Below are 12141 nucleotides of genomic sequence, written 5' to 3'. Positions count from 1 at the left end.
TTAGTTTAAACTAATATTTTAGTTGTTAAATTTTGTATTGAGGTGTTTTTTAGGTAGAGATAGGATGCTAATTCTTATATAGTTCCTCTCCCATAAAATAGCAAGGTGTGCGACTTCTCTCCCGAACGCATTGGGAGTCTGGAAAAAAGGGACTCTGTTGAAGTGACTCATCCAGTCATACCTTACGCTATTGTAACAATTCTCCCTTATCTTCGTCCAACACAAAACAATTTCTAACGTATTTAAAGGCGGTACATGGACATCCTATTATTATTTCTTGGGTTTATACTAATGCTTGTAGGGATCTTGGGTAGCTTTCTTCCTGTTTTACCGGGAACCCCAATAAGTTGGGTAGGATTGTTTCTGCTCCACCTCACCAAGGCCGTACCGGATGATTGGGTGTTCTTAGGTATTACGTTGGCTGTTGCTATTATTGTATTTACCTTGGATTATATTATCCCGGTATGGGGTACCAAAAAGTTTGGAGGCAGTAGGTGGGGAATGATTGGCACTACCCTAGGATTGCTGATAGCACTGATTTTTCCCATTCTTGGGTTTTTCGGAATTATCATTTGGCCTTTTGTGGGCGCATTGGTAGGGGAATTGATTAATAAAGCAGACCAAAAAACAGCCTTGAAGGCTGCTTTCGGGTCTTTTTTGGGCTTTCTTACCGGCACCTTTATAAAATTCATGGTTACCGTAATATTTCTAGGCCTATTTATCTATAAGACGTGGGAAAATAAGTCGGCCCTGTTTACTTTTTACTAGGGACAAAAATTTACATCCAAGTAACTTTCTCTTCCCAAGTGCCTCTTTCTACTTCGGGGAGGTCTCCCTCATAATTTCCCATATAGAAAAATCCGAGGCATTTTTCACCTTCATTAAATTCAAAAAACTCGTCCATATATTTAATTAGTCCTGGCGAACTCCAGTAGCAACCGATTCCCATTTGGGTACAACACAGCCACATATTTTGTACCGCCATAGCCGTTGCCGCTATTTCCTCCCATTCTGGCACACTTTCATTGGGATCGCGCTGCATACAAATAGCAATAATAGCGCCCGCTTTTTTAGGGTTCTCAATCAATTTACCCGCCTTAAACTGCTTTGGACTGGGGTCTGTTTCCATATATTTTAAAGACAGGAACATTCCCAACTTTTCCTTGGCCTCTCCTTGCAATACTTTAAACCGCCATGGTTCCGTTTTTCTATGGGTGGGCGCACAATTGGCAGCTTCCAATACTTTTTCAATGTCTTCCTTGGCAATTGGAGTACCGGTGTACTGTGCTGGGAAAACAGATCGTCTTTCCTTAATTACATCAAATATCATATTTCAAATTATTAAAAAGTATCCTATCTATTAAAATAAACAATAAAATTACATGATCAAATGGCATTCCATTCCCCCTCCAACAATAAATTAACACAATGCCTTAAAGCAGGATTCCTATTGTCCTCTTTCCAAACTACCGATAATACGGCTTTCTGTGGTATCCTTGCTAACTCAACAAACTTAACCTTCATCTTAAATCCAAATTGAAGGGAGGTAGGAACTATGGCCACCCCTAAATTGTTCTCCACCAATTTAAAGATGGTTTGGGCATGTACCGATTTATGCGAAACTTTGGGGGTGAAGCCCGCATCTTCACAAATACTCATAATGGTATCGTAGTACAAGGGGCTATAATCTTGGGAGAAAAGAATAAAATTCTCCTCGGATAACTGCCCCATGCCCTTAAAATCTTGCACCGACAGTGGGTGTGCTGCAGGAAGCACCACAGAAAAGGTATCCTCATAGATAGGTCTAAGATTAAATCCATCGGGGACTCTGGAAAGGCGTACAAAACCCATATCCAACCTATCCTTGAGCAAAGCGTTAAGTTGTGCATTGTTGGAAAGCTCCTCCAAACTAGTACGTATCCCTGGAAAACTATGCTTAAGTTTAAGCAACAATTTTGGAATAACCTCCTGCATTGCCGAACCCAAAAATCCAATCCGCACCTCGCCAGACTTTCCTTGATCTACATACTTTAATTGTTTTTTAGCGACCTCGAGGTGATTTAAAATAAACTCAACCTCCCCTCTTAAATATTCACCCGCAGCAGTGAGTGCCACGTTCTTTTTGCTTCTAACAAACAACTCCACCTCCAAAATCTCCTCCATCTGCTTTATCTGTCTACTTAGGCCTGGCTGGGATATATTCAATTTCTCTGCTGCTTTCCTATAATGCAACTCCTCCGCAACTGCTAGGAAATATTTAAAATGCCGAATTTCTATTTGATAACTCATAGTTATTAATTGCACAACTTATTGGTATTGGCAACTATCAAACTTAATCAATAAATTTATAATCATAAAAAATCATCTATGTCCAGTTCAACAAAATCATTCCAATTTGGTGAGGATCATCTTACTGCCGGAATAGCACTATCCATTGCAAAAGGAAAAACCAAGGGTGTTATCTCCAGTACCATCAGGGAAAAGATTCGGGCTAGCTGCAATGTTGTTGCCAATATTGTGGAGAAGGGGGAGCCCGTATATGGAATAAATACCGGTTTTGGTCCCTTGTGCACCACCAAGATATCTAAGGAGGAAACCAAGATATTACAAAGCAATATTTTAAAAAGTCATAGTGTAGGGGTGGGTACGCCCATAGCCTCGGAAATTGCCAAGTTAATGATGGTCCTAAAGGTCCATTCACTAGCAACAGGATATTCTGGTATTGCAGAAACCACCCTAGACAGAATTATATGGCATATAGACAACAATGCAATCCCCATAGTCCCTTCCCAAGGATCCGTTGGCGCATCGGGAGATTTGGCTCCCCTTTCCCATCTCTTCCTCCCATTAATCGGACTGGGAAAGGTTCACTACCAGGGAGAAGTACTACCAATGGAATCGCTACTTAAGAAAGCGGGACTCCAGCCCTTGGAGTTGGGTCCCAAAGAGGGACTAGCCCTAATCAATGGCACCCAATTTATTGCTGCCCATGCGGTAATGGTGGTCCAAAAAATGCAATCTTGCCTTACCCAGGCAGATATTATTGGCGCCATGATGATAGAAGGCTTAAAGGGGAGTGTTAAACCATTTTATAAAGAGCTGCACACGATCCGCCCCTTTAAAGGTAATATTCATGTGGCTGCCAATATCCGGTTTTTATTAAAGGGATCGGAAATTATGAAATCCCATGCCAATTGCGAGAAAGTCCAGGACCCCTACTCCCTCCGCTGCATCCCACAGGTGCACGGCGCCTCTAGGAATGCGTGGTTGCATTTAAAGGAGCTATTGGAAGTTGAACTCAATTCGGTTACGGATAACCCCATTATCATTGATGAAGACTTAACTATCAGCGGTGGTAACTTTCACGGTCAGCCCCTTGCCTTAGCACTGGATTATGCTTGTTTGGCCGCCTCGGAGCTGGGTAACATATCGGATCGTAGAATATACCTGGCTTTGGAAGGCAATAGCCCCGGAGTCCCCAAATTACTGATGAAGGATACCGGGATCAATTCTGGCTATATGATTCTACAGTATACTACTGCCGCTTTGGCAAGTGAGAACAAGGGACTTTGCTTTCCATCGAGTGCAGATAGCATTCCCACCTCCCTTGGTCAGGAAGACCACGTAAGTATGGGATCTATCAGTGGAAGAAAGGCCCTGCAGGTTTTGGAAAATGTAGAGAAAATATTAGCTATAGAACTCCTTACCGCAGCCCAGGCATTTACATTTAGAAAGCCCATGAAATCGGGCATCATCCTGGATGAAGTCCACCAAGAAGTCCGTAAAAAGGTCGCTTTCGCCGATAAGGACCGGGTCTTTTCAGACGATATTGAGAAAGGAATTCAATTAATTCAAAATCAAACCCTTATTCACACGGTAAGAAAAGTGATGAAACAACAACAACTTACCCCAAACAGTCCATTTGAAGCGGAGTTTGAACAATATTAAAAATGGCTGGAATAAGAAACTAAATCATCAACATGAACAACTATTCACTCATCGGTCCCTTTAAGCAGCTATTAACCATGTCCGGATTACCGTTAAAGGGTGCCTTACAAGATCATCAACTACCACTCATCCAAGATGCGGGGGTACTCACCGAAGATGGGAAAATCTACGCGGTGGGACCGTTTTCGGACCTACAAATCGAAGCCAGAGATTTAAACGCCAGGATCCTCCCAATAGAGGAGGACATGGTCTGTTTCCCTGGATTTATAGATGCCCACACACATATTTGTTTTGGCGGTAGTAGAGCCAACGACTATGCGCTTAGGAATGCTGGGAAAACTTATTTAGAAATTGCCCAAACCGGGGGAGGAATCTGGGATACCGTTACCCAGACCAGGAAATCCAATTCCGCCCAACTGGTTAGAGGAATAAAAGAACGTGCCAATAGGCATTTACAACAAGGGGTGACCACCATAGAGGTGAAAAGCGGCTACGGTTTATCCGTAGAAGAGGAACTAAAGATGCTTATCGCCATTTCTACTGCCAACAAGGCACTAGCAGCCGATCTAATCCCTACCTGTTTAGCAGCCCATATGGTTCCCAAGGATTACGTGGGGTCGCCAGAGGAATACCTGACGGAAATAAGCACTACCCTTTTTCCTATATTAAAAAAAGAAAATCTTGCCCATAGGATGGATGCCTTTATTGAGGAAGGAGCGTATTCCCCCTCCACTATTGCCCCCTATTTTAAAAAGGCGCAGGAGATGGGGTTCGATATTACGGTCCATGCAGATCAATTTTCTACAGGAGGAAGTGCAGTAGCTGTAGAATTTGGAGCTGTTAGTGCCGATCATTTGGAAGCTAGTACGGATGCCGAGATTAAACTATTGGCCAATAGTAATGTAATTGCTACTGCCCTACCTGGCGCTTCCATGGGACTAGGCTGCAATTATACCCCTGCCCGAAAATTTCTGGATGCCGGAGCCAGCGTTGCCATTGCCAGTGATTGGAATCCTGGTTCTGCCCCCATGGGCAATTTGCTTTTACAAGCCGCCGTATTGGGGACTTTTGAAAAACTTACCAATGCCGAGGTGCTTTCTGGGATCACCTTTAGAGCGGCGGCAGCCTTAGGCCTAAAAGACCGAGGGAAAATTGAATCTGGATTTTTGGCAGATATGGTAGCCTTTCCTACCCAAGATTATAAGGAGGTCCTCTACCATCAAGGGATGCTACAACCTAGCATGGTTTGGAAAAATGGAAAACAGATTTTGGCTCAGTAATTAAAAAACCCAACACGCGCAATGGAAGACAATTTTAAAACTCTAATACAACAAGGGATTCCGGCGGAATTACCTCCCAAAAGACCATATCCTATCCATGCCAATCGGGCACCTGTACGCAAGGACATCCTTTCTTCGGAAGAGAAAAAACTGGCCATCAGAAATGCCTTGCGTTATTTTCCTGAAGCCTGGCACCCGGAGCTCGCTATAGAATTTGCGGAAGAACTGCAACGCCTTGGCAGAATCTATATGCATCGCTTTAAACCAAATTACCCCATGTACGCTAGGCCTATAAGTGAATATCCTGCTAAAACTCCACAGGCTGCCAGCATTATGTTGATGATACAAAACAATTTAGACCCTGCTGTAGCACAGCATCCCGAGGAACTGATTACCTACGGAGGCAATGGGGCCGTTTTTCAAAATTGGGCACAATACCTGCTAAGCATGCAGTATTTAAGTACTATGACCGAAGAACAGACCCTGCATATATATTCTGGACACCCCTTGGGATTATTCCCTTCCTCCAAGGAGGCTCCAAGGGTAGTGGTCACCAATGGGATGATGATTCCCAATTATTCCAAACCGGACGACTGGGAGAAATACAATGCCCTGGGCGTTACCCAATACGGGCAGATGACGGCAGGCTCCTATATGTATATTGGTCCGCAGGGAATTGTTCACGGAACGGCCATTACCGTAATGAATGCTTTTAGAAAGGTATTGAAGGAAGGAGAAACGCCCGCAGGCAAAATATTCCTGACTGCCGGACTAGGCGGTATGAGCGGGGCACAACCCAAAGCAGGCAATATTGCTGGCTGCATCACCATTTGCGCCGAAGTAAATAAAGCAGCAGCAGAAAAAAGACACCAACAGGGATGGGTAGACGAACTTATAAAGGATATAGACCTATTAACCACAAGAGCAAAGCAAGCCATTGCCCAAAAAGAAGTAGTGTCCTTAGCCTATCTAGGGAATATAGTGGAAGTTTGGGAGAAATTTTACGATGAAAATATTATGGTCCATCTAGGTTCTGACCAGACTTCCCTACACAACCCTTGGTCTGGGGGGTACTACCCGGCCGGACTCACTTTTGAGGAAGCAAATACTATGATGAGCACAGAACCCGAAGCATTTAAGAAAAAGGTACAGGCCTCTTTACGCAGACAGGTAGCCGCCATCAACAAACATACCGCCAAAGGCACCTATTTCTTTGATTATGGCAATGCCTTTTTACTGGAGGCCTCTCGCGCCGGAGCAGCAATAATGGCCGATAATAAAATTGATTTTAAATACCCCTCCTATGTTCAAGATATTCTTGGACCAATGTGTTTCGATTATGGATTTGGCCCGTTTAGGTGGGTATGTACCTCGGGAAAGAAGACAGACCTGCAAAAAACAGATGCGATAGCCCTTAGGGTGATGCAGGAAATTGAAGCCACTGCCCCGCCCGAGATACGGCAGCAAATGCAAGACAATATTAAGTGGATCAAAGAAGCCGAAAGCAATAAGCTAGTGGTAGGTTCCCAAGCAAGAATATTATATGCCGATGCCGAAGGAAGGGCCAAAATAGCCGAGGCCTTTAACAAAGCCATTGCTAACAAAGAAATCACCGCCCCTGTTGTTCTAGGGAGAGATCATCACGATGTAAGTGGTACCGATTCCCCATTTAGGGAGACCAGTAATATTTATGACGGCAGCAAATTCACCGCCGATATGGCCATCCATAATGTTATTGGCGATAGTTTTAGGGGCGCTACCTGGGTCTCTATCCACAATGGTGGCGGAGTAGGTTGGGGCGAGGTTATCAATGGCGGATTTGGAATGGTGCTGGATGGCTCGGAAGTTGCTTCCAAAAGGCTGCAGAACATGTTGTTTTATGATGTTAACAATGGCATATCTAGAAGGAGTTGGGCAAGAAACAAAGAGGCGCTTTTTGCCATAAAAAGGGAAATGCAACGCAGTCCGCAACTACAAGTAACCTTGCCTAATATGGTAGCAGATGATTTGCTGGAAGGATTGTTTTGATTTATAAATTTTGAAGAATGGTTCCGAGGGTAAAATATGAATTGCCACTAGCTTCAGCTAGTGGATAGAAGGAAATTGGGCGTTTTGGCTTTAGCCAAACCCTTAGACATAGATAAATAATCATAACCTCTTGTTTGATTAAAGAAGGTAATTCATACCCCCTTAAATATGGACATTGTGATTATAGCTACAAGAAAATATTGATTATATTGAACTCCTGTTATTATCTCATCAATCCTAAATTACCCCAACAGCAACACCTAACATTTCAATGAAAAACTACCTCCCCTCAAACCCCGATCACTGGACCGGAAGGAGCTCGGCAAACCAGGAATATCTTCATGAAAAGATACGCCCTATTAATTTGGAAGAAACCAATCTTGCTCCCTATACCGATATGGCCTTTGCGCTATTAGGATATGCTTGTGATGAGGGGGTAAAAAGAAATCTAGGGAGACCAGGGGCCGTAGACGGTCCAGAAGCCATTAGAAAACAACTGGCAAAAATGCCAAACCATTTAGGTGGGGATACCTCCCTTTTGGATGCGGGAACCATCCCATGTATCAATTCCAATATGGAAGAAGCACAGAAATCACTGGCATCAGGTGTTTCACGATTACTAGAATTAAACACCTTTCCTATTCTAATTGGCGGCGGACACGATATTGCCTATGGACATTTCCAGGGAATAAAGAGACACCTTGCTACCCATGACAAAAGCAGAACCATTGGTATCATCAATTTTGATGCGCATTTCGATTTACGCTCCAATAGCCATGGGAACAATTCTGGAACACCTTTTTATCAGATTGCACAGGATCAAAAAACGGAGAATAAAAAATTTAAGTATATGTGCCTAGGTATCCGAGAGGATGCCAATAACGAAACCCTATTCAACACCGCCAAAAACCTCAACGTTACCGTCCTACAAAATAAAAAATTCAACCTCCACCATCTCGCCAACCTTAAAATAAAGTTAGAACGTTTTATAAAGGAGGTAGATTACCTATACCTAACCATAGATTTAGACGGCTTTTCCTCTGCCTATGCCCCTGGGGTCAGTGCCGCCTCTCCCATGGGATTTTCCCCGGAAATAGTGTTGGAATGTTTGGAAATCATTAAGGATTCTGACAAATTAATAAGTATGGACATTGCAGAAATGAACCCCACCTACGATATAGACCATCAAACGGCAAAGCTAGCTGCCTCCCTAATACATTTTGTAATACACCAATAAACAGCCAGCTACTTCCCTATTCCAACCAAGATTGGTAATAGACCCCATCATCCAAATCCAACGCAGCCTGAGTAAGCTGCAAAGGTTTAAACGTATCTACCATAACCGCCAACTCTTCGGTCTTGGATTTTCCTATACTAGCCTCATAGGTTCCTGGATGCGGCCCATGGGGAATACCCGCTGGATGCAAGGAAATATATCCTTTATCTATACTTTTTCTACTCATAAAGTCACCATCCACATAATACAAAACCTCATCAGAATCTATGTTAGAATGATTGTAGGGTGCTGGAATGGATTGCGGGTGATAATCGTACAACCTAGGCACAAATGAACAGACCACAAAAGCCGAAGTCTCAAATGTTTGATGTACCGGTGGCGGTTGATGTACCCGCCCTGTAATGGGTTCAAAATTATGGATGGAAAAACCGTAGGGATAGTTGTACCCATCCCAGCCTACTACATCAAAGGGGTGTGATGCATATACCAAATGATGCAATTGGCCTTGCTTTTTCACCTTTATCAGGAAATCCCCTTGTTCATCGTGCGTCTGCAAATTATCAGGCAACTTAAAGTCGCGCTCACAAAAAGGCGAATGCTCCAAATGCTGGCCAAACCAGTTCCGGTATCGTTTGGGAGTATAAATTGGATGGTAAGATTCTGTGATGAATAGCCTATTATCCTCAGACTCGAAATGTAGTTGATAAATCATCCCTCGTGGAATTAACAAGTAATCCCCATATTCAAAATTAATCTCCCCCAGCATCGTTTTTAAGGTACCCTTCCCCTTGTGAACAAACAACAATTCATCCGCATCCGCATTTTTATAAAAATAATCCGTCATGGATTTTTTGGGTGCAGCCAATGCTATATGCACATCCGAATTGAACAATACCACCTTTCTACTATCTAGAAAATCGGCCACGGACCTCAGTTCAAAACCTTTTAACAATCGCGATTTAATATTGTGGTCTACCGCGGCAACCGGTGAAATATCCAAGGTTTTTCCCACTTCCTTTACCATGGTAGGACGGTGTAAATGATACATTAGGGACGACATCCCATCAAAACCAATGGTCCCAAAAAGTTGCTCGTAGTGTAGGCTACCATCGGGTTTCTTAAATATGGTGTGTCTTTTCTGGGGTATCTTCCCAAGCTTATGGTATAAAGGCATCGCTGTAGGTTTATATTTATAAATACCTATTTAAGGCATTCCGTATTAAAAATACAATAATTTACAGCTTTCGAAAAATATAATCCGTTTAAATCAAGAGGAGTAAAAACAGTTTATAAATAAAAAAAGCCCTCCAAAATGGAAAGCCTTTCATCGGTTATTGTTGTACCGGAACTACACCCGGCATCGTTCAACAATTTCAACCTACGTCCCAATTTTCACTGGGACACAACACAACAAGGCAAATATAGCAAAGGTTTTATTATAAACACTCTTTGTTACCGTTATTTCTTTATCACAAAGCTCCTATGCCCTTCTTGGACTATAACACAAAATTAAAGCCCGATTTCTCCAACTTCTTATACTTATCATAATCAAACTTGTAAAGAAAGGCACCTTTCCTGGAGGTAGACTTGTCTTTCTCATCCAACTTAATTAACAGATCTAAGGACATTACTTTTTTCCTAAAATTCCGATCATCCATTTTTCTTTGGTATATGGATTCGTATAAAGCCTGAAGTCTAGGGAGGGTAAACTTTTTAGGCAGCAACTCAAAACCAATGGGCTTTTGGGCCGCTTTACGCCTTAGCCCTTCCAGGGCGTCGGCAATCATTTCCTGGTGATCTAGCACCATATCCGGTAATTGATCCATCGCAAACCATTTGGCTCCGTGTTTTTCTACCTGCCCCTTATCATAATCATTTATCCGGATTAAGGCATACTGAGCTATAGAAATGCATCTGGCTCCCGGATCGCGATTTACATCACTGTACACCCTAAGTTTTTCCTGAAAAACATCTTCCAAACCGGTAAACTGGTACAATACCCGCCTTCCTGCTTCAGTTACACTCTCATCTTCCTTCACAAAACTCCCAATTAACGACCATTGATCCTTAAATGGCTCTACTCTTCTTTTAAAAACCAGAAGCTTTAGCACCCCTTTGTCAAAACCAAAGACAATACAATCCGTTGCAACCAAAATGCTGGGGGCTACAGAATAGCTATTTTTCATAGGTAAGTTGGTATTTATTAATAATTATAGGCAACCCTAAAACACCGTTCGTAGGCATGGTAGACCAATACCCCCTAGGTGTTACCTTAAGGAAGGATCTCTTTGGCGATAAGCCAGTCAAATGCTGTAATTGCTAACTAATTGGCTCCTTCTCTTACAAAAACAACCTATCTATAAGCTACAAGTAAGCCAAATAAATCAATTAATTACAATATTAACTTACAGCAATTTACAATTTTATTTTATTACTCTCTTAACAGGGAGGTAGTTATGTTTTCCGTAAATTAATAATAAAAATGAAAACCACGGCACTATTTTGGGTTTGGGCAACCACTTTGGTGTTGGTCAGCTTGGCCATCATGTCTGGCCTAAACCTCCCCTTTAACTGGGTCTTTTACGGTACGGTAGTGGGGCAGATTATGGTAGTATATATGGTCTACAGGGTATTAACAGACCCCTATAGCACCCAAAAAACGTTTGACGACTTTTATGAAGATCACCCTATGGATTCATAGGGGATTTAGGAAGAGATTGTTGATTTTCCGCTGATCTATGCGATGGGGCTCCCATGCCCAATTCTGGGATAACCAAAAGCGGAATTTGGGTATGAAAAACCATTCTTTTTACTACCGGCTCACGGGTCACCTCATCCATATGGCTATGGGGGTAATTTAGCATGGCCAATAAATGGATGCCCAATTCACTGGTAAAAACCTCCAAGGTCTTGGATACAGAATTCAATTCCGAAACCGTATGCACGTAATACTCCACTCCCCTAAAATATTTCCGTAACATATTGAGGTTAAATTGCTGCACTTCCGACAAGGATTTTATTTGGTATTGAACGTGAACAATTCTAATGGCCGCTTTAAAGGAGTGTGCCATTTCTATTAGGGGCTGTAGCTCCGAACTGGTATAGAATCTGTTAAAATCCGTAGCGAAGGCAATTTCGGAAGGAGTTTTAAAACTAAAATGCTGAGGGATTGCCAGAACAGGACAGTTTTTTATGGCTTTAATCATTCGCACGGTATTGCTTCCCATAAAAACCTCCTCTAAACCTGAAGCTCCTTTAGTGCCCGTAACTACCAAATCTATTTCTTTGGCTGCGATAATATTCTTTACCTCGTTTACCAATAAACCAAAAGAGGAAATGGGCACCAACCTATGCTTGGGATTGGAGCTCTCTTTTTTCATTCGCTCCAAAAAGTGTGCTAGTCCCTTCTCCGAGTTACATTTTTCCATATCCTCACAGGCCTTCCCCGTAACCGAGGCAGCCATAAATCTGCTATGCGCAATGGTTGGGGTATAGGTGTTAAGCACATAAAATATACATGCTTCGTCCTTATATAGCGAGATGGCATACTTGGCAGCATTCCAGGAATTCTCCGAAAAATCTGTTGGCAACAATATCTTTTTCAAGCTTTTATATTTTTAAATGTTCATTGATCGGGCCATTTACTCG

Annotated in this window: 11 protein-coding genes; 6 read left to right on the top strand and 5 right to left on the bottom strand. The window is 42.5% G+C overall.

Annotated elements, in window-relative coordinates:
• Positions 1 to 255: 255 nt before the first annotated feature.
• The gene (locus BV214_RS05980; RefSeq protein WP_086476590.1) at positions 256 to 768 is read left to right on the top strand and encodes a DUF456 domain-containing protein; all 513 of its coding nucleotides are present in this window, start codon (positions 256 to 258) and stop codon (positions 766 to 768) included.
• A 10-nt stretch (positions 769 to 778) separates the two neighbouring features.
• Here BV214_RS05980 and BV214_RS05975 read toward each other — a convergent pair whose 3' ends face one another.
• Positions 779 to 1330, bottom strand: a complete 552-nt coding sequence (locus BV214_RS05975; RefSeq protein ID WP_086476589.1) for a nitroreductase family protein — start codon at positions 1328 to 1330, stop codon at positions 779 to 781.
• A gap of 56 nt (positions 1331 to 1386) precedes the next feature.
• Positions 1387 to 2289, bottom strand: coding sequence for a LysR family transcriptional regulator (locus BV214_RS05970; RefSeq protein WP_086476588.1), 903 nt, complete (start codon positions 2287 to 2289; stop codon positions 1387 to 1389).
• A gap of 78 nt (positions 2290 to 2367) precedes the next feature.
• Here BV214_RS05970 and hutH point away from each other — a divergent pair, with 78 nt between their 5' ends.
• The 4 genes from hutH (at position 2368) to hutG (ending at position 8493) form a co-directional block, all read left to right on the top strand.
• On the top strand, positions 2368 to 3948 hold the full coding sequence (gene hutH / locus BV214_RS05965; RefSeq protein WP_086476587.1) for a histidine ammonia-lyase: 1581 nt from the start codon (positions 2368 to 2370) through the stop codon (positions 3946 to 3948).
• 32 nt (positions 3949 to 3980) lie between these two features.
• Positions 3981 to 5228 (top strand): imidazolonepropionase, encoded by a 1248-nt coding sequence (gene hutI, locus BV214_RS05960; protein ID WP_086476586.1) that lies wholly within the window; start codon positions 3981 to 3983, stop codon positions 5226 to 5228.
• A gap of 21 nt (positions 5229 to 5249) precedes the next feature.
• Positions 5250 to 7256, top strand: coding sequence for a urocanate hydratase (locus tag BV214_RS05955; protein ID WP_086476585.1), 2007 nt, complete (start codon positions 5250 to 5252; stop codon positions 7254 to 7256).
• Positions 7257 to 7527: 271 nt separating this feature from the next.
• Positions 7528 to 8493 carry a formimidoylglutamase gene (gene hutG / locus BV214_RS05950; protein ID WP_086476584.1) on the top strand — a complete coding sequence of 322 codons (966 nt, stop codon included), beginning with the start codon at positions 7528 to 7530 and terminating at the stop codon, positions 8491 to 8493.
• A 16-nt stretch (positions 8494 to 8509) separates the two neighbouring features.
• Here hutG and BV214_RS05945 read toward each other — a convergent pair whose 3' ends face one another.
• Complete coding sequence (locus BV214_RS05945; protein WP_086476583.1) at positions 8510 to 9667, bottom strand: homogentisate 1,2-dioxygenase; 1158 nt, start codon at positions 9665 to 9667, stop codon at positions 8510 to 8512.
• Between the two features lie 322 nt (positions 9668 to 9989).
• Positions 9990 to 10679, bottom strand: a complete 690-nt coding sequence (locus BV214_RS05940; RefSeq protein ID WP_086476582.1) for an NUDIX hydrolase — start codon at positions 10677 to 10679, stop codon at positions 9990 to 9992.
• Between the two features lie 296 nt (positions 10680 to 10975).
• Between BV214_RS05940 and BV214_RS05935 the strand changes: the two genes are divergently transcribed.
• Positions 10976 to 11194, top strand: a complete 219-nt coding sequence (locus BV214_RS05935; RefSeq protein WP_086476581.1) for a hypothetical protein — start codon at positions 10976 to 10978, stop codon at positions 11192 to 11194.
• On the opposite strand, the gene BV214_RS05930 is transcribed toward BV214_RS05935, so the two are convergent.
• Positions 11181 to 12098, bottom strand: a complete 918-nt coding sequence (locus tag BV214_RS05930) for a universal stress protein (protein ID WP_086476580.1) — start codon at positions 12096 to 12098, stop codon at positions 11181 to 11183. The genes BV214_RS05935 and BV214_RS05930 overlap by 14 nt on opposite strands.
• Between the last annotated feature and the right edge of the window lie 43 nt (positions 12099 to 12141).

Origin of the sequence: Arenibacter amylolyticus, from assembly GCF_002150785.1 — a bacterium.
In the GTDB taxonomy this organism is placed as follows: domain Bacteria; phylum Bacteroidota; class Bacteroidia; order Flavobacteriales; family Flavobacteriaceae; genus Arenibacter; species Arenibacter amylolyticus.
This window is presented reverse-complemented; position numbering and strand designations above follow the sequence as displayed.